The organism is Nocardia amikacinitolerans (assembly GCF_900215415.1).
In the GTDB taxonomy this organism is placed as follows: domain Bacteria; phylum Actinomycetota; class Actinomycetes; order Mycobacteriales; family Mycobacteriaceae; genus Nocardia; species Nocardia amikacinitolerans.
The window spans coordinates 24,871-43,264 of the sequence record NZ_OBEG01000006.1; the positions used below are offsets into that span (position 1 = coordinate 24,871).

21 protein-coding genes are annotated in these 18,394 nt (G+C 69.4%); 12 read left to right on the plus strand and 9 right to left on the minus strand.

Translation table 11 applies throughout. The features are described from left to right. Positions 1–44: 44 nt before the first annotated feature. Positions 45–803, minus strand: a complete 759-nt coding sequence (locus CRP45_RS24690) for a thioesterase II family protein (protein ID WP_097247223.1) — start codon at positions 801–803, stop codon at positions 45–47. Further along, positions 796–1,653 (minus strand): class I SAM-dependent methyltransferase, encoded by an 858-nt coding sequence (locus tag CRP45_RS24695; RefSeq protein WP_097247224.1) that lies wholly within the window; start codon positions 1,651–1,653, stop codon positions 796–798. The genes CRP45_RS24690 and CRP45_RS24695 overlap by 8 nt, the downstream gene beginning before the upstream one ends. Before the next feature lie 496 nt (positions 1,654–2,149). Here CRP45_RS24695 and CRP45_RS24700 point away from each other — a divergent pair, with 496 nt between their 5' ends. Genes CRP45_RS24700 through pgfA form a run of 3 tightly spaced genes read left to right on the plus strand, consistent with a single transcriptional unit; the run spans position 2,150 to position 4,156 of the window. Further along, positions 2,150–2,932 (plus strand): Rv1157c family protein, encoded by a 783-nt coding sequence (locus CRP45_RS24700; protein ID WP_097247225.1) that lies wholly within the window; start codon positions 2,150–2,152, stop codon positions 2,930–2,932. 28 nt (positions 2,933–2,960) lie between these two features. Continuing rightward, positions 2,961–3,128 carry a DUF2613 domain-containing protein gene (locus CRP45_RS24705; RefSeq protein WP_084482598.1) on the plus strand — a complete coding sequence of 56 codons (168 nt, stop codon included), beginning with the start codon at positions 2,961–2,963 and terminating at the stop codon, positions 3,126–3,128. Further along, positions 3,125–4,156: a cell envelope lipid trafficking protein PgfA gene (gene pgfA, locus CRP45_RS24710; protein WP_097247226.1), complete on the plus strand. Its 1,032-nt coding sequence runs from the start codon at positions 3,125–3,127 to the stop codon at positions 4,154–4,156. Before CRP45_RS24705 ends, pgfA begins: the two co-directional genes overlap by 4 nt. A gap of 282 nt (positions 4,157–4,438) precedes the next feature. Here pgfA and CRP45_RS24715 read toward each other — a convergent pair whose 3' ends face one another. Together CRP45_RS24715 and CRP45_RS24720 are read right to left on the minus strand one after the other, a co-directional pair. After that, a complete protein-coding gene (locus CRP45_RS24715) occupies positions 4,439–5,422 on the minus strand; it encodes a DMT family transporter (RefSeq protein WP_245910411.1) in 984 nt (327 codons plus the stop codon). 131 nt (positions 5,423–5,553) lie between these two features. Next, on the minus strand, positions 5,554–6,141 hold the full coding sequence (locus CRP45_RS24720) for a TetR/AcrR family transcriptional regulator (protein WP_097247227.1): 588 nt from the start codon (positions 6,139–6,141) through the stop codon (positions 5,554–5,556). Between the two features lie 116 nt (positions 6,142–6,257). Between CRP45_RS24720 and sigK the strand changes: the two genes are divergently transcribed. From sigK to CRP45_RS34010, 3 genes are all read left to right on the plus strand, one after another. Then, positions 6,258–6,920 carry an ECF RNA polymerase sigma factor SigK gene (gene sigK, locus CRP45_RS24725; RefSeq protein ID WP_097247228.1) on the plus strand — a complete coding sequence of 221 codons (663 nt, stop codon included), beginning with the start codon at positions 6,258–6,260 and terminating at the stop codon, positions 6,918–6,920. After that, on the plus strand, positions 6,917–7,636 hold the full coding sequence (locus CRP45_RS24730; protein ID WP_097247229.1) for an anti-sigma factor: 720 nt from the start codon (positions 6,917–6,919) through the stop codon (positions 7,634–7,636). Before sigK ends, CRP45_RS24730 begins: the two co-directional genes overlap by 4 nt. A 97-nt stretch (positions 7,637–7,733) precedes the next feature. Further along, positions 7,734–7,907 (plus strand): hypothetical protein, encoded by a 174-nt coding sequence (locus CRP45_RS34010; protein ID WP_179831005.1) that lies wholly within the window; start codon positions 7,734–7,736, stop codon positions 7,905–7,907. 3 nt (positions 7,908–7,910) lie between these two features. Here the strand turns inward: CRP45_RS34010 and CRP45_RS24740 are convergent, their stop codons facing one another. Both CRP45_RS24740 and CRP45_RS24745 read right to left on the minus strand, forming a co-directional pair. Beyond that, positions 7,911–9,560 carry an alkaline phosphatase D family protein gene (locus CRP45_RS24740; protein WP_097247231.1) on the minus strand — a complete coding sequence of 550 codons (1,650 nt, stop codon included), beginning with the start codon at positions 9,558–9,560 and terminating at the stop codon, positions 7,911–7,913. A 74-nt stretch (positions 9,561–9,634) separates the two neighbouring features. Next, the gene (locus tag CRP45_RS24745) at positions 9,635–9,886 is read right to left on the minus strand and encodes a hypothetical protein (RefSeq protein WP_097247232.1); all 252 of its coding nucleotides are present in this window, start codon (positions 9,884–9,886) and stop codon (positions 9,635–9,637) included. 104 nt (positions 9,887–9,990) lie between these two features. Between CRP45_RS24745 and CRP45_RS24750 the strand changes: the two genes are divergently transcribed. From CRP45_RS24750 to CRP45_RS24760, 3 genes are all read left to right on the plus strand, one after another. Next, positions 9,991–10,668 (plus strand): PAS and ANTAR domain-containing protein, encoded by a 678-nt coding sequence (locus CRP45_RS24750; protein WP_097247233.1) that lies wholly within the window; start codon positions 9,991–9,993, stop codon positions 10,666–10,668. Positions 10,669–10,747: 79 nt separating this feature from the next. Beyond that, positions 10,748–11,227: a Dps family protein gene (locus CRP45_RS24755; protein WP_097247234.1), complete on the plus strand. Its 480-nt coding sequence runs from the start codon at positions 10,748–10,750 to the stop codon at positions 11,225–11,227. A gap of 56 nt (positions 11,228–11,283) precedes the next feature. Continuing rightward, positions 11,284–12,042 (plus strand): ATP-binding protein, encoded by a 759-nt coding sequence (locus tag CRP45_RS24760; protein WP_143861537.1) that lies wholly within the window; start codon positions 11,284–11,286, stop codon positions 12,040–12,042. Positions 12,043–12,119: 77 nt separating this feature from the next. Here CRP45_RS24760 and CRP45_RS24765 read toward each other — a convergent pair whose 3' ends face one another. Beyond that, a complete protein-coding gene (locus CRP45_RS24765; RefSeq protein WP_097247235.1) occupies positions 12,120–13,766 on the minus strand; it encodes an AIM24 family protein in 1,647 nt (548 codons plus the stop codon). A gap of 509 nt (positions 13,767–14,275) precedes the next feature. Between CRP45_RS24765 and CRP45_RS24770 the strand changes: the two genes are divergently transcribed. Together CRP45_RS24770 and CRP45_RS24775 are read left to right on the plus strand one after the other, a co-directional pair. Further along, positions 14,276–14,572: a hypothetical protein gene (locus CRP45_RS24770; protein ID WP_097247236.1), complete on the plus strand. Its 297-nt coding sequence runs from the start codon at positions 14,276–14,278 to the stop codon at positions 14,570–14,572. Positions 14,573–14,874: 302 nt separating this feature from the next. After that, the gene (locus tag CRP45_RS24775; RefSeq protein WP_097247237.1) at positions 14,875–15,828 is read left to right on the plus strand and encodes a DNA polymerase domain-containing protein; all 954 of its coding nucleotides are present in this window, start codon (positions 14,875–14,877) and stop codon (positions 15,826–15,828) included. A 27-nt stretch (positions 15,829–15,855) separates the two neighbouring features. On the opposite strand, the gene CRP45_RS24780 is transcribed toward CRP45_RS24775, so the two are convergent. Beyond that, the gene (locus tag CRP45_RS24780; RefSeq protein WP_245910413.1) at positions 15,856–16,671 is read right to left on the minus strand and encodes an SAM-dependent methyltransferase; all 816 of its coding nucleotides are present in this window, start codon (positions 16,669–16,671) and stop codon (positions 15,856–15,858) included. A gap of 94 nt (positions 16,672–16,765) precedes the next feature. On the opposite strand from CRP45_RS24780, the gene CRP45_RS24785 reads away from it, so the two are divergent. Next, complete coding sequence (locus CRP45_RS24785) at positions 16,766–17,944, plus strand: cytochrome P450 (protein ID WP_097247238.1); 1,179 nt, start codon at positions 16,766–16,768, stop codon at positions 17,942–17,944. On the opposite strand, the gene CRP45_RS24790 is transcribed toward CRP45_RS24785, so the two are convergent. Then, positions 17,931–18,380 (minus strand): MerR family transcriptional regulator, encoded by a 450-nt coding sequence (locus CRP45_RS24790; protein ID WP_097247239.1) that lies wholly within the window; start codon positions 18,378–18,380, stop codon positions 17,931–17,933. The genes CRP45_RS24785 and CRP45_RS24790 overlap by 14 nt on opposite strands. Between the last annotated feature and the right edge of the window lie 14 nt (positions 18,381–18,394).

Consider the following 18,394-nt stretch of genomic DNA (forward strand, 5'->3'; position numbering starts at 1 on the left):
ACGACGACCGGGTGGGCGAGTCGGCCCACCCGGTCGTCGCGGCTCTAGCTGGAGAGCGCTCGGGCGCAATGATCGCGAATCAGCTGTCCTATCGGGTGCCGATTCGCATCGATGAAGAAATGACCGCCCGGAAACGATTTCGCGAAGAAGCTTCCGGTGGTGTGCGTGCCCCATGCCTCGATTTCCGCGAAACTCGCATCGGGGTCACGGTCACCGACAAGCGCGACGACAGGGCTGCTGACCATCGCGTCCGCACTGCACTCGTAGGTCTCGATGGCTCGATAGTCGTTCCTGACGACCGACAGGATCAGCTGTCGGAATTCGGGATCCTCGAGCAACGCCGCCGGTGTGCCGCCGAACCCCAGTAGGTGCTCACCGAGCTCACGATCGCTCAGCAGGTGCACTCGCAGCGCGGGCAGCGCGGCCGAAGGCGCGCGCCGACCGGAGGCGAACAGCACCCGCGCGCTCACCCCCGATTCCTGCTCGAGCCGCCTGCACGCCTCGAAAGCCACGACGGATCCCATACTGTGCCCGAACAAGGAAAAGCCCTCGGCGCCCTCGGCTGCTTCTTTCAGCTCGGGAAGCAGGCCGTCGACGAGGTCCGGAATATTGCCAACGAGCGGTTCGCGTCTTCTGTCCTGCCGCCCCGGATACTGGACAGCGAGGACCTCGAAATCCGTCCCGAGGGCTTCGGCCAATGGCCCGAAGGATATGGCGGAGCCGCCGGCGTGCGGAAAACAGAACAACTTGTGGGACCCGTCCCCTGCGGAGGGGGACAGGCGACGTAGCCAGCTATTACCCATGGGTTAGTCGCACCACCGAACTCCAAGGCTTCCAAGCGCTTCGGATCGGCTTGCGGGGATCCGGCGGCGGGAAGAGCGTCATCGGTTTCATGAACCAGGGCAGCCGGTGGAACCGGTGCGCCGCCGAGGTGAGTGCTTCCACCTCGTCGGCCGTCCAGTCGAGGTCGGCGAAGAAACGCAGCGGATCGACCGGACCGAAGTGCCAGGGAGCGTTGGCGAGCAGTTCGGTGGTGGCCTTGCTCATCCGCTTCACAATCGCCTGATTGTTGACATCCAGTGCCCACCAAGCGATTTCCGGCCGGGCCAGCGCGGCGGCCAAGCTGGTCACCTCGTCTTCGGTGAGGTAGTAGATCAAACCCTCGGTGAGCACAAGCGCCCGCTGTGCACCCGCGAGTGCCTCGTCGAGGAACCGGCTCCGCGCCTCGGGATCGGCGAGATCCACCGCCGTGCGGGTGAGCGCGCAGCGCGGCGACTCCCCGGCGAGCAGCTTGTCCTTCTCCTCGACCAATGCGGGGAGATCGGCCTCGATCCACACGAATTCGGCGGGCAGGTCGAGCCGGTAGGGGCGGGTATCCATCCCCGCGGCCATATTGAGCACCCGATCGCAGCCCTGCTCGATGGTCTTCATGATCAGGTCGTCGATGAGTTTGGTGCGGGTGACCAGATTCCAGCCGTTGTGCATCAAGAGCGGAGTGCGGCCGGCTATGGCGCGGCCCCGCTCCCCGGCGACCCGGTCGGCGAGCGGATCGTGGAAAAGCGCGTCGGGGCGGGCGGATTCGACAGCGCGGAAGGCGGCCACCCAGCGCGCGGTGTCGGAAACGTTCGTAACTAGTTCAGCGGTTTCGGCCACCGATGCAGTCTCGCACAGCGAACGAAACGATGCTCAACGGCCGGATTCGGCTGCGGCGGCGCTCAACTCGACGACCGCGGTTCGCCGACCTGTCGAGCCGCGACCGAAGCCTTCTGCGGTGTCGAGGTCGCCGAGCGGGCCGCCGCGGGCGTGTGCGAGCCGAGGGCGTTCGATCACGAGGCATTGTGAACGTTCCCAGTGCGGTTCTGGTCGGTCGATCAGCGTCGGCTATGCCGGTTGATCTGGGATTTTTCAGCCGGGTTCGGGGTCGTCGAGGCCGATCGCGACCGGTGCCGATTCGTACCCGTCAGTAGATCGGGAGCGACTGTGATGATTCACAAAGTATTGCCGACGGCTTTCTGGATCGCACGAAACGCTGGCTCGAGACGGGTCGGATGCTGTTTCATCATGGTGCGCTGGGGCTCGAGCAGCGGCGGGAAAGGACGTCCTTTCTGGGTTGCTCCACCTATCCCACAGAAAGAAGGACGGCTGACATATGCTGCCCACCCGAGGATCGCGGACCGCTGTGTCCGCTCTCGTACTAGCGGCGAGTGCCGCACTCGTCGCGCCGACGCCGAGCACGGCCGCGCCGCGGCCTGCCCCGGCACAGCAGGCCGTTCCGGCCATCCCGGAGAACGTTCCCTCCGAGGCGCTGGCCGCGCTGGCGCCGACGATCATCGGCGCCATCTCCGCGCCCGGCCCCATCGCCGACGGCGGACAAGCCGCGATCCTCGCCCAGGCGCGGGCGCTGCTCGCGACGCCCGGCATCCCCGCGCAGGTCAAGGCGACCCTGGAGCGGGTCATCACGTTCCTCGACGGTAGCGGTGGCGGTGGCCCCGAGCTCCCGCCGTCGGACGGTGCGCGGATCGCCCAGTTCCTCTACCCGACCATCGGCAAGGGCTGCATCGGACCGACCTCCGATTCCGTCGGCACCGCGCTGGCCGTCCCCGGCCCCGCCGAACTGCCGCCGCCGGGACCGAAGGCGGGCCAGACCGGCTTCGTCTTCACCGCGCTCGGCACCAAAACCCCTGCGGCCGTGCAGAATCCACCGCTGACCGTGCAGTGGGTCAACCTCGACACCCGTCGTTCGGGTGTGCAGCCGCTCACCGGCGAGGCCGAGATCAACACCGACGGACCCGCCACCCTGTCGGCCATGGTCGACACCGGCCCTGGCCGCGTCGCCGCCGTGATCTCCGGCTCGCTCACCACCACGACCGCCGATTCCGGCGCTCGTACCTGCACCTTCGCGCCGACCCTCGGGTTCTTCACCGTCGCCTGAGTCGACGCAACGTATTGGAGTCATATCTATGAAATTCGCCGTTCCCGGCTTGGTCAGCGGGCTAGCGGGCGCGACCCTCGGTGTGGTTGCCGTACTGGGCATCACCGTTGGCGCGCAACAGAATTCGATCCCGGCCCCGGAGACGATCGTCGACCCGGGTTCGTCGCCGGCCAACATGCCGTACGGCAGCCGATGAGCAACGGGCGCAGGACCATCGCCTGCTTCCTCGTCGGTCTCGGCGCGCTGCTGCTCGTGGCAGCGGTCATGATTCCCAGCTACACCGTCGGCAAGGTGGCCAAGACGCCGCTCGACCTGCGGATCACCACGATCGCCAAGAGCGTGCCCGGCGAGGAAAGCCTTGTGCTGGACGCGAAGTCGCTCACCTCGCCAGAGGGCTCGGCCAAGGTCGACACCAACGTGCCGATCGTCTCGCAGCGCTTCCTCACCGTCGAAGAGCCCTCCGACGCCGACCAGATGACGGTGCAGGCGGGCCAGACGCTGCGTCGTGACGACCGCGAGGGCGACACCGGTCTGCTCACCGCCTCGATCGACCGCGTCACCATCGACCGCAAGACGGGCGAGCCGATCCCGGTGTCCCCCAACGGTTCCATCGCCGTCTCGGTCGACAGGACGGGCGCGTCGGTGGCCGACCCGTCGCAACGGGCCGGTCTGCAGTACCGCTTCCCGATCGGCACCGAGAAGAAGTCCTACCCCTACTTCGATCTCAACGCCCGCGCCACCTACGACATCGACTTCGTGGACGAGGCCGAGATCAACGGCGTGCCGGTCTATCACTTCCGCCAGACCATCCCGGTCACGAACATGTGGGATGTGGTGCAGGCGCCGACCAACAAGCTCACCCTCCCCGCCGCCAAGTGGGGCCTCGAGGGCGAGGAGCCGGTCACGATGACCCGCTTCTACACCAACACGCGCGACGTGTGGGTCGAGCCGAGGACCGGCGCGGTCCTCAAGGGCGGCGAGCAGATCCACCTGTTCTACGGTCGCAGCGCCACACAGGTCGACGTCACCGCCCTCAAGTCGCACATCGTCTTCGACGAGAAGACCATCGATGCCCAGCTGGCCGTCACCCAGGAGAGCCTCGACCGGCTCACCCTCTTCGGCCAGACCCTCCCCATCGCCCTGGGGATCCTGGGCGCCATCGCCCTCATCGGGGGCATCGTCCTCGGCGTCCTGAGCGGCGGATCCCGGGGCCGCCGGACCTAGAGGTTCCAGCGAAACCTGTACCACCACCTCGGCCTCCCTGTGTCCAACAGGGAGGCCGAGGTGTTACGTCCCCCGGCTTGGCTTGTGCTGCGGCCCAGGGACACGACGTGAATGCTGTCGCCCCGAGTTCTGGGGTACGGACCGCGACCGCTGCGACCGTGCTTGCGGGAGGCCGGCTTTCACCTCATGCGGCTCGACGTACGCCTCGCCGTCCGGAGTGCGCTCGACAACTGTGCGGCGGACGCCCACGGGTCAACAACCGGCGGGACGTGCGCCGACCGATCACAGGCGGGCGCGTTCGAGCGCGCGATCGGAGGACGCGCGCGCCATCGTGCGTCCCCGCCACGCGGGCGAGGTGAGGACGGCGAGGCAGCCGAGGACGAGCGCGATACCGACCCAACCGAGCGGTGGCAGACGTTCCCCGACGACCACCACCGCCAGCACGGCCGCACCCGCCGGTTCCAGCAGCGACAGAGTGGTCGCCGTGCTCGCGGTGACGTGCGCGAGCCCCCAACCGAACAGGACGTACCCGGCGAACATCGGAACCACCGCCATGTACGCGCCCACCGCGGCGTTGCCCCAGGAGCCGACGAGAGGCCCGCCGGTGGCGATCAGGACGGGAACCAGACCCAGTCCGCCGAGGCCGAAGACCGCGCCCATGGCCGCGCGGGCGCGGATCCCGCCGGTGATCAGGCGATGGGCCGCCCAGGAGTACACCGCGTAGGTCGAAGCGGCGAGCAATCCGAGACCGACCCCGAGCGCGGCGGCGCCCGCCGAATCCGGACCCGACGCGTGGCCGGTGGCTTCGGCCACGCAGATCGCGACAGTGCCCAACAGGCCGAGGGCCGCGCCGAATCGCCAACGGCGCGTGAGCCTTCGCCGGTCGGCCACCCGCTCGATGACGGCCGAGGCAAGCGGCGCCATGCCGACCGAGACCGCGGTGCCCACCGCCACCCCGGCCAGCCGCATCGAGCTGTAGAACGCCAAAGGGTAGAGAGCCACCGAGATCGCGCCGACGAGTACGGTGCCACGGCGGTCGCGCAACTGCCGCGCGTGGCGGGCGATCGGTCCCGCGGCGAGCAGCGCCTGGAGCAGGCCGCCGACACCCATGGCCATCGCCCCGACGGCGAGCGGTCCCACGTCGGGGGCGAAGCTCGCCGCGGTGCCGGTGGTGGCCCACAGCAGCGACGCCGCGAGCACGCACACCGCACCCACCCGCGCCGACCCGAGCTGCGCGGCGCCCGTCGGAAACCGCGCGCGGCTCACCCTGCTACGCCGCGCCGCTGTGGCGCGCCCCGACTGATCCGCCCGGTACCCAGACCCGCCTCCCGCGTGGCTGACGTTGTCGCGGCCATCGACCTCCTCGGCGCCGGTGCGCGCCCCCTCACCGTCGCGGTTCACAGCTTGCCCAGCAGGTCGGCGGCGATCGCGCGCGCACGGTCCAGGCGGGCGCCTCCACCCTCCAGCCCGGCTCGCGCTATCGCGCCTTCCAGCAGAAACGACAGGTGCTCGGCCAAAGCCTTCGCGTCCTCGCCACGCCCGGGAAGCAACTGCTCGAGGTGACCACGCAGCAGCGACTCCACCTCTTCCTTGTGACGGCGCACCGCCGCACGACCTTCGTCCCCGGCCGGTAATTCCGCCGCCGCGTTCAGCAGCCCGCACCCCCGGAAGCCGTGCTCGTACGCCAATGCCGCGTGGTCGGCGTAGGAGTCGAAGATCGCCAGCACACCCTCGGCCGGACCCTCGGCACGCTCCAGCCGCGCCCGGTACAGCCCGAGCCATTCCTCGTGACGGGCGTCCAGATACGCCCGAACGAGCTCCGCCTTCGACGCGAAGTTGTTGTACAGGCTCATCTTCGCCACGCCCGCATCGGCGGTGATCGTGTCGATCCCGGTCGCCGCCACCCCGTCGGCGTAGAAGCGCCGCGCCGCCGCCTCCAGCAGACGCTCCCGAGCCGGTCGACGCCGCTGACCGGATATTTCCATGCCGCACCTCCAATTAGGTAGGTCAGTCTACCCAGTTAGACCTCGACTCGGTTATCCAAAACCCATCCGAATTCCGGTCCGCAGCGAAGCACCTCTTATGCGGGAGAGGTCGAAGCATGTCGGATGACGAGGAGAAACGCGGCGTCATCCGGTTGCGCAGGGACCCGGCGGCGAACGGGGCGGGACCGCAGTGCTCCACGCGCGCCGAAGGCACGGCCGCCGAACGCAGCCGCTGGCTCGCGGACCTGCTGGCGGCCGTCGCCGACGGCGACCGGGACGCGTTCACCGACTTCTACCGCGCGACCAGCTACCGCGTGTTCGGTCTCGCGATGCGCATCGCGCGCAGCAGGGCCGCGGCCGAGGAGATCACCCAGGAGGTGTACCTCCAGGCGTGGTCGACGGCCGCGACGTACGACCGCAACCGGGCCAGCCCCATCGGCTGGCTGATGATGCTCACGCACCGGCGCGCGGTCGACCGTGTCCGCGCCGAGCAGTCCACCGCCGACCGCGACATCGTGTACGGCCACAGCCACCTGGGCCGAGACCACGACATCGTCGCCGAGGAGGTCGGCCAGCGTCTCGACGAGCAATCCGTGCTCGACTGCCTTGGCACCCTGACATCCATGCAGCGCGAAGCCCTCGCGCTGGCCTACTACAGTGGCCGCACCTACCGCGAGGTCGCCGACCAGCTCGACGTCCCACTGCCCACCGTCAAAAGCCGCATCCGCGACGGCCTGCGGCGCCTCGCGACCTGCCTGTCCGGAGGTGAATCCAGTTGATCGACGCCGAGTCTCCCGACCCGGAACTGCTCGACCTGGCTTTCCCCTATGCGATGGACGCTGTCACCGACGGCGAGCGCGCGACCATCGAAGAACGCGTCGACGCCGCGGACCCGACCACGGCCGCCGCCTTCGACGACACCGTCCGCGGCGTCCGTGAGACGGTGGCCGCGATGACGGTGACCGACAGTGTCGCGCCGCCCGCCGAACTGGAGGCGGCGATCCTATCCGCGATCGACGGTCCCGCCGGAGACGGTCCGCGCCGCACAGGGACGCGATGGCTGGCGGCAGCCGCCGCGCTCGTCGTCGCGGTGGGCGTTGGGGTCGGCGCGGCGGTCTTCCTCGGCCGCGAGCCGGTCCCGACCAGCCCCGACATCACGGCCCAGCTGGTGCAGGAACAAACCGACACCAGGACCCGCGCAGCGGCGGTCGAGGGTGGCGGGACGCTGCTGGTGACCACCTCCGCGCAACTGGGCGCCGCGACGGTGGACTTCGCCGGCGTGCCCGCGCCCGAACAGGGACGGTCCTATCAGCTGTGGCTGGTGCCGCCGGAGGGCCCGCCGCGCTCGGTCGGGGTCCTCGCGCAGCTGCCGACCTCGGACGCGCCGTTCATCACGCGGTTCCACCCGTCGGACGCCCTTGCGATGACGATCGAACCGCCCGGCGGATCGCCGCTGCCGACGTCGACACCGGTCGCCACGCTCGCCCTCGGCTGATCGTTCCGGGAGGCGATCGCCGATTTCGGCTCCGCGGGCCCGTCCCCGCACGTATTCTGGCCCGAATTCGGCCGACCTCACCCACGAGGAGGTGACGATGCGGCGGCGCCTGTCCATCCTGTCGCGGCACCTGTTGCGCGGACTGCTGCTGTACGGCGCGAGTGTCGGCGGTTCGACCCGCTGCCACAGCGAATGGGTCGCCGCGGACACCGCTGCGCGGCGGTGGGATTGGTCGATACCGCACCGCTGGTACGACGCCGCGCACCGCTGAGCGTCAGCGCGTTCCCCGCGTCGGTCCCGCGACGATGTCGGAACCGGGGATCGGCTCGGCGGGAGCCTCCGGACGCCACGCTTCCCGGACACCGGGCACCCCGTCCTGCACGACGAAACTCGCGCGGGTGTCGATGGGCGCGCCCGGGCGGCGGATGTACGGCACGACACGGAAGTCGTTGCGCCACAACCCGTGATCGAGTTCGACCCGGACGTAGCCGCGCTGGGCGTTGAAGAACTCGAGATCGGGATTGGCGGCGAGCAGGCGCCGTCCGACGTCGTTCATGTCCGCGCCGTCGCCACCGCTGGTGATCGAGGTGCCCGTGAATTCCGAAGCGACCACCGGTGATTCGGGATCGGCGTAGTCGCGGCGCAGGTGGGCCGCGTGGTTCTGGTGCCGGTCGCCGGTGATCACCACCAGGTTGCGGACACCGCGGTCCGCGGCCGCGCCGAGCACGGTGTTGCGATCGGCCACGTATCCGTCCCAGGAGTCGGTGGACACCGCCAGTTCCGGTCCGGGATCGCTGTCGGTCTGGCTCATGCCCACCTGGTTGCCGACGATCTGCCAGCGCGCCGGCGAGGACGCGAAGCCGTCGAGCAGCCAATCGCGTTGCGCGGCACCGAGAATGGTGCGGTCGGGATCGAATCGATCGGTGCAACCGGCGCTGACGTTGCCGCCGCAGGCCTGCGGCGTGCGGTACTGCCTGGTGTCGAGCATGGTGATCTCCGCGAGATCGCCGAACCGGTAGCGGCGGTGCAGGTGCATGCCGGAACCGCGCGGCAGCTGCGCGAGCCGCAGCGGCTGGTGTTCGTACATCGCCTGGAAGGCGGCGGCGCGGCGGCGACGGAACAGCGCGGGAATCAAATGGATGTCGATACCGAGACCGGGCGAGCCCGCCGCCCAGTTGTTGTCGACCTCGTGATCGTCCATGGTGACCAGCCACGGGAACGCGGCGTGCGCGTCGCGCAGCGGCTGCTCGGCCTTGTACAGCGCGTAGCGCAGCCGATAGGTCGGCAGGTCGACCGCCTCGTCCTGGAACTCCGTGCCCAGCGAAAGTCCTTGGCGGCCTTGGGTCCACGCGCGCTCGTAGATGTAGTCGCCGAGGTGCACGACCAGGTCGAGGTCCTCTTGGGCGAGGTGCTCGTAGGCGGTGTAGTAGCCGGAACTCCAGGACTGGCAGGAGGCGAACGCGAAGCGCATGCGCGCGGTCGGATGTCCGTGCGGCGGCGCGGTGCGAGTGCGCCCGATCGGCGAGATCACCGACCCCGCGCGAAAACGGTAGTAGTACCAGCGATCCGGCGCGAGTCCACCGACCTCAGGGTGCACGCTGTGCGCGAGTTCACGGGTGGCGACGGCCGAACCGCGGGCCACCACCCGGTGGAAGCGCTCGTCGTCGGCGACCTCGTAGTCGATCGTCACCGGGTGGTTCATCATGCCGCCGTGGCCGTCCGGCGCGAACGGGTCCGGCGCAAGCCGGGTCCACAGGACGACGCCGTCCGGAGTCGGGTCGCCAGAAGCCACCCCGAGTGTGAACGGATCCGCCGACCAGCGCGGTGTGCGGAACCGCCCGCTGCTCGCCGCCGACGCGCCGACGAGCACCGCGGCCGACCCCGCGGCGCCGAATCGCAACAGCTGCCGCCGAGACACGCCCATAAATCACGGTACATCGGTTCGGGCGCGACTCCGCGCCGCCGATCGCGGGGCGTTCGGCGGGAAACCGGCGCGTGTCAGGCGCCTTGCAGCCGGATCTCGCTGGAGAGTTCCGCCGCCAGCTCGCTCAACTTGGTCCGGTCCGGATCGGCTCCGGCGCGGCCCGCGATCTCGTCCCTGGTCGCGATGGTCAGGCCTTCCGCGGAGCCCTCGGCTATCTCGACGCGACCCTCGAGCAGCACCAGGCAGGCGTCGGCGCTCGCTCCGAGCAGGTCGCGCAAATCGCTCTCGGTGACGGTGGTGTGCGGGCGCTTCGCGTTGTCGTCCATGCCCACCGGGTGCCCGGCCCGCCGGGCGGGAAACCCGGATGCCAAGTGTTTGCTGTGGAGGTCGGGGTCGGCCTGGCAAAGGGCATACTTGTTCCGTGACGGACATGGATGAGCTGATCCCCGAGACCCCCGCGGGTGTGGTCGCGCATGTGGTGAGCAGCGGTCGTCCGCAGGTCGCGGGGACTTTCCGCTTCTGGTTCGCCGACCAGCGCTGGGAGTGGTCCGACGAGGTCGCCCTCATGTACGGGTACACGCCGGGCAGCGTCAGGCCGACCACCCAGCTGTTGCTGTCGCACAAGCATCCCGCCGACCGCGAGCTCGTCGCCGACACGATCGCCAACGCGCAGCGCAACGCCGCGCCGTTCTGTAGTAGGCACCGCATCGTCGACACGACCGGTCGAGTGCATCCCGTGCTGGTGCTCGGCGACATGATGACCGACGGCGACGGCCACCCCATCGGCACCGCGGGCTACTACATCGATCTCACCGACGCCATCGATGAGCAACGCAGGGAGACACTGGACGAGGCGCTGCCCGAACTGTTCGAGGCCCGCGCGGTGATCGAGCAGGCCAAGGGCGTCCTGATGAGCGTCTACAGCATCAACGCCGATCAGGCCTTCCGCGTGCTGCGTTGGCGGTCCCAGGAGACCAACATCAAACTGCGCACCCTCGCCGCGCGGCTGCTCACCGAACTGAGCACGTTGCCGCCGGTGCGCCCCGGGGTGCAGACCGAGTTCGATCACCTGTTGCTCACGTTGCACCAACGCATCGCGCCGGAGTAAGGGGCGCCGGTCCGATTCGACGCCGCGAAGCTGGGTAGCCCGTCGTTGACACGGACCGACGACGAGAAAGGCACGAGCGATGACTCAGCCCATCACGAGCACCCTCGATCCGGAACAGCAGCGCATCGCGGGCGATGCCCTGCGCGGCACCGTGGTCGATCTGATCGACCTCTCGTTGATCGCCAAGCAGGCGCACTGGAACGTGATCGGCCGGAACTTCCGCTCGGTACATCTGGCATTGGACGAACTGGTGACCGCGGCACGCGAGTTCACCGATTCGGCGGCCGAGCGCGCCACCGCGGTCGGCGTGAGCCCGGACGGACGGGCCGTGACCGTTGCCGAGAAGTCCGGCGCGATCGGCTTTCCCGACGGCTGGCAGCAGGACACCGACGTCATCGACGCGGTGGTCGGCAACCTTGCCGCGGTGATCTCCCGGCTGCGCGAGCGGATCGATGCCACCGAGAAGGCCGATCCGGTGACCCAGGATTTGTTCATCGAGATCGCCGCGCGCCTCGAGCAGCTGCACTGGATGTGGCAGGCGCAGCTGGCGACGGCGTGAGCGGGATAGGCCACCGCTCGCGCGCCGCCGACCGGCGCGGGGCGGATGGAGGGCAGATGTCCGGGTCCCGTCGTGGCGCACTGCTTTGGCGCCCTTCCGAACTGGCCGGTTGCACGGTTCTCCGGCCGAGCGGAGTGCTGGACTGGGACGGATACCGCCGATTCGGCGACGACCTGGTGCGGTACGCCGTCGAGCGGCCGCGCGCGGTGATCGTGGTGGTCGACGATCTCGATCTGGTCGAGGACGCGGTGGCGACGGCGTGCGCGTCCGCCCGGGTGCGGGTCAGCGACTGGCCGCACGTGCCGATCGTGCTGGTGGCCGCCGGGCTGGCGAACCCGACGGCGACCGTCGCGGCCAGGCATCGGGTGCCGACGTTCCCGTCCATCGAGGACGCGCTGCGGAGCCTGCCACCTGCGCCGCCGCGGCGCGAGGCGTCGATCGAACTGGCGCCGAGCACGGTCTCCTCGATGCACGCCCGACAGTTCGTGACCCGCGTGTGCGATCGCTGGGAGGTCGGCCCGGTCCGCACGGACGCGCTGCTTGTGGCCACCGAACTGGTGGAGAACGCGCTGCTGCACGCCTTCGGCGAGCTGCTGCTGCGCCTGGAATGCCAGGGCAACTCGCTGACGATCGCGGTGGCCGACGCCGATCCGCAAGAGGCGATGTTGCGTGAACCGGCCGCCGGGCATCCGGCCAGGTTCGGTTTGCACGTGGTGGCCTCGCTGGCGCGGGCGTGGGGTTGCGCGCCGCGCTGGCCGGTCGGCAAGGTGGTGTGGGCGACGCTGGCGGATCAGCGGCGCTCGCTGCTGTTGTGAGTTTGTCGAATGTCGGCCCCGGCCGCCGCGCTCCCATCCGGTGAGCACGGCGGCCGGGATCGGCCCGACGGGCCGTTTCAGCCGAACAGGCCGCCGAGCACGCCGCCGCTCTGCCCGGCCTGCTGCCCGCCGCCCGCGCCGCCGATCAACCCGCCGGGCGGCAGCTCCGAAGGCTGCACGATGACGAAGCCGCGGCCCGAGAACGCCAGCGTCAGGCCTTCGCCGGTGCTGCGGCCCATCAGCCTGCCGAGACCGAACGACTCGTTGCGCTTGATGCCCGTCTGCAAGCTCGACGACCACGCCACCGCCGCCTGCGGATCGGCGTAGGTCGGCTGGTCGACGTTCAGCACCACCGGCGTGCCGTGGGTGGTGATGGCGATCCGGCCACGTCCGGTGAACACGCAGTTGAAGAGCCCGGCGTTGCTCGCGAATCCGGCCGCGCCCTGCACCATCTTGATGTCGTAGCGCAGCGTGGAGTCGAAGGCGAGCACATTGGCGCCGTTGATGGTCAGGCCGTCGCTGCCGTCCAGATCGATGATGTGCACGTCGGCGGCGGCGTTGGCCAGGAACAGGTCGCCGCGGCCGGAGACCTTCATCAGCGGAACGCCCTCGCCGGTCAGCCGCTGCTGGATGGCGCGGCCGATGCCGCCGGAGCCCAGCGCCTGGAACTGGAGTTCACCCTGGTAGGCGACCATCGACCCGGCGCGAGCCATGACCTCGCCCGCGAGGCCGACCTTGACCATCTTGCCGCCCTGTTTCTGGATGCCGACACCGCCGACCTCGGCGTGACTCGGGTTGAACAGATCGCTCTGCATCGGCAGCGCTCCTTGCTGGGGTGTCGACATCGGCGGGGGAGGTATCGCGCCGGGCGGAGGGGAGGTGGGGCTCGCGGGTGAGCCGTACGCCGGCGCGTTCGGATAAGTCGGAGGCGGGGTTGTCTGCGGGCCGTAAGCGGGGCCCGAAGGCGGGGCGCTGTAGCCGGACGGTGGGGGCGGGCTTGTCGGCGAACCGTGCGTGGGGCCCGAGGCGTTGTAGCCGCCGGACGGTGCGGGTGCGGCCGGGTATGCCGGGGGCGGACTTGTCTGCGGGCCGTACGCGGGGCCCGAGGTCGGGGCGCCGTATCCACCGGAGGCTGGTGGAGGTGCGGTGGGGTACGCCGGGGGTGGCGCGGCGGGTGAGCCGTACGCGGACGACGGCGCGGCCTGGGACGCCGCGGGCGGTGCGGGTTCGTCGTCGACGTTCACGCCGAACGCCCTGGCGATCCCGGCGAGCCCGTCGTCGTAGCCCTGGCCGACGGCGCGGATCTTCCACGCGCCGCCGCGGCGGTAGATCTCCACGCACACGACGGCCGTCTCGGTGCTGAGGCCGGTCATCGGGAAAGTGACCGTGCCCGAATCGGATCCGATCGTCGCGGTGAGCGAGCCTGCGCCCGCGAAGGTGGGCGGGCCGCTGCCGTCCAGGCTGGCGGTCACGACGACCTTGTCCACGTCGGCGGGCAGCGCGGAGGTCCGCACGTCGACCATGTCGCCCGCGCCGCGCCCGTGCCGGTAGGTGACGCCGGGCCCGACGGGTTGGTTGAAGAAGACGAAATCGCCGTCGGACCGCACCCGGCCCGCCGCGTTCAGCAGCAGCGCGGACACGTCGACGGGTGCGGTGCAGGTGACGGTGACTGTCATCCGGTCGGCGGGCGCGGGCCGGTTCTCGCCACGAACCAACGCGGTCACGCCGGGCCCGCCGTCGCGCTGGGTGGCCAGGACATCGAACTCATGGTCACGAGTGTGTCTCGCATCCGTGCCGTTCGCCACCGTGCCCCCCGGATCAGGCCGGACACACCCGCCGCCGCACCGGCTCGACGAAGCGCGGCACCGGTTCGAAGTGCGCCGCGCACTCGAGTCCCGCCGCACGGGCAGCGATGGGCGCATCGCGAGATCGGCCCTGCCGCAGGCCGATACGCGAACGTGGCGATATTCGCGCCGCGCACCCGAATGGTCTTGATGCCGGTATTGTCGGAAATAGCAAGATCGCTTTTATGTGCCCGATCGCCACATTTTCGCTGGAGTCGACTTCTAGTTAATGGCCAACCGCGTTACCTTGGTAAAACACTCTGTTAGCCAATTATTAACGGTGATAATTCGCACAATCACAGAAGTGGATTTGTGGATTTCTTTTTCATAACGTTGTTGGTGCGCGCCGCTGGCGTGACGAACCAGTCCGTGAAAGGAAAGCCCCACACATGTTCTCTCGCAAGACCTTCGCCGCCGCCGGTGCTACCGCTGTCGCTGCCACCATGTTCTTCGGCCCTGTCGCGGTCGCTTCCGCCGAGGAGTCCACCGGCTCCGGCACCGGCTCCGCCGAACTCGCCACCGGCTCGGCTGGCTCGTCCACCGGCTCGGCCGGTTCGTCCGCCGGTTCCAGCATGCTCGACTCCGGCAGCTCGGCCCTCGACGGCGGCACCTCGGCCATCGTCAACATCATCGAGGCGATCACCGGCGTCCGCGACCTGACCGCGCCTGCCGAGCCCGCTGCCTGATTCGATCGCGGTCGAGCACTGCTTCGTCGGCCTCTGGATTTCCCCGAGTCGCGACATCTCGGCGTCGCCGCCGTCATTGCAGTGGATTTGCCGTAATTGATCTTGTCATCCGCCGCTCCCGTATGGGGGCGGCGGATGATCTGTTTTCAATTGCGTTAGCTGGCAAAGAAAATGGCCCGCAGCCCTTCGGGCGCGAGGACTTCGAAACATCGGTCGAGTGCCGTCCCGCGAACCCGTCGGCGAAAGGACGACCTCGAGAGTGCGGGGTTGACCGCGTCGAGACCGCGGGGCAAGGTGGGCCGATGGGCAGCGACGAGATGCGCGCGGGCGTCACGCTGACGAATCTGGACAAGCCGCTGTTCGACGGTGCGGCGGCGACCAAACGGGATCTGATCGACTACCTGGAGTTCGTCGGTGACCGGTTGGTGAACCAGCTGCGCGACCGACCGCTCTCGGTGGTGCGGATCCGGCCGGGGCAGGAGCCGTTCATGCAGAAGAACCTGCCCAAGTACACGCCGGAGTGGGTGCCCCGGGTGACGCTCTGGGCCGAGAGCGCGCGCCGCGAGGTCACCTACGCCCTCGGCGACGACGTGCGCACCCTGCTGTGGTTCGGCAATCAGCGCGCCGTCGAATACCACCCGACGCTGCTGCTCGCCGACCACTCCGCAGGGCCGACCCACCTGGTGCTCGATCTCGACCCGTCACCGGGGCAGACCTTTCGCCACGCGGTGCTGGGCGCCGAACTGATCCGCGCGGCGCTTGCCGCCGACGGACTGGCGGGCGCGGTGAAAACCAGCGGCGCCAAAGGCGTTCACGTGTTCGTTCCCGTCGTCGCGGGCACCGACATCGAGGACGCCGCCGCGGCAACCCGGGCGATCGCGGCCCGCGCCGAGCGCCTCGACCCCGACCTGGCCACCACCGCGTTCATCCGCGAGGATCGCGAAGGCAAGGTCTTCCTCGACTCCACCCGTTCCGGCGGCGCGACGGTCGTGGCGGCCTACAGCCCCCGCATCCGCCCCGGCGTCCCGGTCTCCTTCCCGATCGGCTGGGCCGACCTCGCCGACGCGAGCCCGACCGATTTCACCCTCCACACCGCCCCCGACCGCCTCGGCGACCGCGACCCGTGGACCGAGGAAATGCCCGCGCCCCAAACCCTCCCCGAAGATCTCGTCGCCGAAGGCCACACCATCCCGGTCGCCCGGGTGCAGGCCATGCACGAAGGCAAACGGCGCGCCCGAGCCCGCCGCGCCACCTGACCGCTCCCACCGCACGGGTCGGTGGGATCAGGGGATGCGGGCGACGGCGCCGAGCATGGAGACGGCCTCCGGGCGGGGGTGCGGGCGCCAGACTTCCGGGCGCCAGGTCATCACCGAGCCGATGCCGGGACGCACCAAGTCGAAACCGGTGAAGAATTGCCGGAATTCGGCGGTGGAGCGCAATTGGAAGGGGACGCCGCTGCGCTTGTTGGCCAGCTTCGTCTCGGCGAGATCCTCGTCGGTGAGGTGATCGTTGGTCGCGTGCGTCATCACCAGGTAGCTGCCGGACGGCAGCGCCTCGCAGAGCTGGCGCACCAAACCGTAGGGCGCCTCGTCGTCGGTGATGAAGTGCATGATGGCCACCAGCATCAACGCGACCGGCTCGGTGAGATCGAGGGTGCCGGTGAGGTCGGGGTGGGTCAGGATTCGGTCGGGGTCGCGCAGATCGGCGTCGAGGTAGGCGGTCGCGCCTTCGGGCGAGCTGTTCAGGAGCTCACGGGCGTGTACGAGCACGATCGGGTCGTTGTCCACGTAGACGATGCGCGATTCGGGTGCGATGCCCTGCGCGATCTCGTGCACGTTGCCCGCGGTGGGCAGGCCGGTGCCGATGTCGAGGAACTGCCGGATGCCCGCCTCGGCGGCCAGGTACGTCACCGCGCGGCGCAGGAAGTTGCGGTTCTCCACGGCCGCGAGCCGCACCGTCGGAAACGCCTCGGCCACCGCGTCGGCCGAATCCCGGTCCGCGGGAAAATTGTCCTTCCCGCCGAGCCAGTAGTCGTACCGGCGCGCGGGGTGCGGTTTACTGACATCCACCCTGGCTGCCGCCGATTCCGAGTCCACCACGCCCTCAATTCATCTCGACTAGGGTCATCATGTCAGCTCGAGTTGCGAACCGGTAGCGAGGGTGAAACTCGCACGGCCCCCGGAAGGCTCCGTCATGCAGTTGCAGTACAGCCCGTACGATTTCGACGTCCACCGCGATCCCTATCCGTACTACGCAAGGCTACGCGCGCAGGCGCCGGTCTTCCACAACCCGGACGACGACTTCTACGCCTTCTCCCGCTACGCCGATATCGTTGCCGCACTGCGTGATTCGGACCGATTCTCCAGCGTCAACGGACTGCGGATGGAGCCCGCGTTCTGGGGGCCGCAGGCCGAACAGTTCTTCTCCTTCGTCGCGATGGACCCGCCCAAGCACACCCGCCTGCGCGGACTGGTGGCCCGCGCGTTCACCAATCGCAGGGTGCAGGAATTGCAGCCCCGACTACGGGAGATCGCGCGCGGGCTGTGGCAGCCGCTGCTGGAGCGCGAAAGTTTCGATCTGATGGCCGATTTCGCGGGCCCGTTCCCCACCGACGTGATTTCCGAACTGGTCGGCGTCCCGGAGGCGGATCGCGACATGATCCGCAAACTGGGCATGGAGATCATGTACACCGACGAGGAGTCCACCGATCTGCGCCCGGAAGCGGTGCAGGCCATCGGCACCCTGGTCGGCTACTACACCGAACTGACCATCGAACGGAGCAAGACCCGCCGCGACGATCTGCTGTCCGGCCTGCTCGACGCCGCCGACGGCGACGACCGGCTGACGCCCGAGGAGATCGTCGGCGTGCTGATCCTGCTGGTCGGCGCCGGCATCGAGACCACCATGCTCACGCTGGGCAACCTCTGGCACGTCGCGTGGCAGCACCCCGACCGGCGCCGCGAGGCCTTCGGCGGGCGCATCGACGAGTGGATCGCCGAGGGCATGCGCTACGAACCCGCCACCCAGACCCAGCTGCGCAGCACCACCGAACCGATCTCGCTGCACGGCGTCGACATCCCGGCGGGCGCGCGCATCCTGCTGTTGACCGCCTCGGCCAACCGCGACCCCGAAGTCTTCACCGACCCCGACACTTTCGACCTGGACCGCGACACGGGCGCCGCGCTGTCCTTCGGCAGCGGCCGCCACCACTGCCTCGGCGCGAACCTCGCCCAGCTGGAACTGCGCGTCGCGCTGGAGGAGATCATCGGCACGATCGCCGATTACGACATCGACGCCGCGAACCTGCGCCGCGTCCACTCCTCCAACAACCGCGGTTTCGCCAGCCTGCCCACCACGGTCACCGCCCGCTGAACGGAACGTCGACGGGGTGGCCGACCACCCCGTCGACGCCGAGCCGCAGCGCCTCGTCCACCTTGCCGCGGAAATGCGGACAGGAGCGGAAATCCAATGCGCCGCAATCCAATGCGTGCTCGATCGTGTGCAGCGCCGCGGTGGCGGCGGCGATCCGCGCGGCCAGCTGGTCGCGGTGCGCGCGCAGCAGCTCGCGGCGTGCTTCGCGATCCGCGGCGCTCTCGACAAGCCGCGCGATCTCGGCCAAGCTCAGCCCGACCCGTTTGCCGAGCAGGATGACGGCAACCGTCTCGGCGTCGTCCGCGCGATACACGCGGCGACCGCCGGAATCGCGGCGCGGCGCGAGCAGGCCGAGATCCTCCCAGTGCCGCAGCACGTGCGTGGCAAGGCCGAACCGCGCGGCCAGCTCGCCGATCGTCAACCCGGAATCGGACATACCAGCACTCTAAG

Coding starts and splice junctions, on each gene's coding strand:
- CRP45_RS24690 (WP_097247223.1), bottom strand. CDS start 803: ATGGGTAATAGCTGGCTACGTCGCCTGTCCCCCTCCGCAGGGGACGGG.
- CRP45_RS24700 (WP_097247225.1), top strand. CDS start 2,150: ATGCTGCCCACCCGAGGATCGCGGACCGCTGTGTCCGCTCTCGTACTA.
- CRP45_RS24705 (WP_084482598.1), top strand. CDS start 2,961: ATGAAATTCGCCGTTCCCGGCTTGGTCAGCGGGCTAGCGGGCGCGACC.
- pgfA (WP_097247226.1), top strand. CDS start 3,125: ATGAGCAACGGGCGCAGGACCATCGCCTGCTTCCTCGTCGGTCTCGGC.
- CRP45_RS24720 (WP_097247227.1), bottom strand. CDS start 6,141: ATGGAAATATCCGGTCAGCGGCGTCGACCGGCTCGGGAGCGTCTGCTG.
- sigK (WP_097247228.1), top strand. CDS start 6,258: ATGTCGGATGACGAGGAGAAACGCGGCGTCATCCGGTTGCGCAGGGAC.
- CRP45_RS34010 (WP_179831005.1), top strand. CDS start 7,734: ATGCGGCGGCGCCTGTCCATCCTGTCGCGGCACCTGTTGCGCGGACTG.
- CRP45_RS24740 (WP_097247231.1), bottom strand. CDS start 9,560: ATGGGCGTGTCTCGGCGGCAGCTGTTGCGATTCGGCGCCGCGGGGTCG.
- CRP45_RS24745 (WP_097247232.1), bottom strand. CDS start 9,886: ATGGACGACAACGCGAAGCGCCCGCACACCACCGTCACCGAGAGCGAT.
- CRP45_RS24750 (WP_097247233.1), top strand. CDS start 9,991: ATGGATGAGCTGATCCCCGAGACCCCCGCGGGTGTGGTCGCGCATGTG.
- CRP45_RS24755 (WP_097247234.1), top strand. CDS start 10,748: ATGACTCAGCCCATCACGAGCACCCTCGATCCGGAACAGCAGCGCATC.
- CRP45_RS24760 (WP_143861537.1), top strand. CDS start 11,284: ATGTCCGGGTCCCGTCGTGGCGCACTGCTTTGGCGCCCTTCCGAACTG.
- CRP45_RS24770 (WP_097247236.1), top strand. CDS start 14,276: ATGTTCTCTCGCAAGACCTTCGCCGCCGCCGGTGCTACCGCTGTCGCT.
- CRP45_RS24775 (WP_097247237.1), top strand. CDS start 14,875: ATGGGCAGCGACGAGATGCGCGCGGGCGTCACGCTGACGAATCTGGAC.
- CRP45_RS24785 (WP_097247238.1), top strand. CDS start 16,766: ATGCAGTTGCAGTACAGCCCGTACGATTTCGACGTCCACCGCGATCCC.
- CRP45_RS24790 (WP_097247239.1), bottom strand. CDS start 18,380: ATGTCCGATTCCGGGTTGACGATCGGCGAGCTGGCCGCGCGGTTCGGC.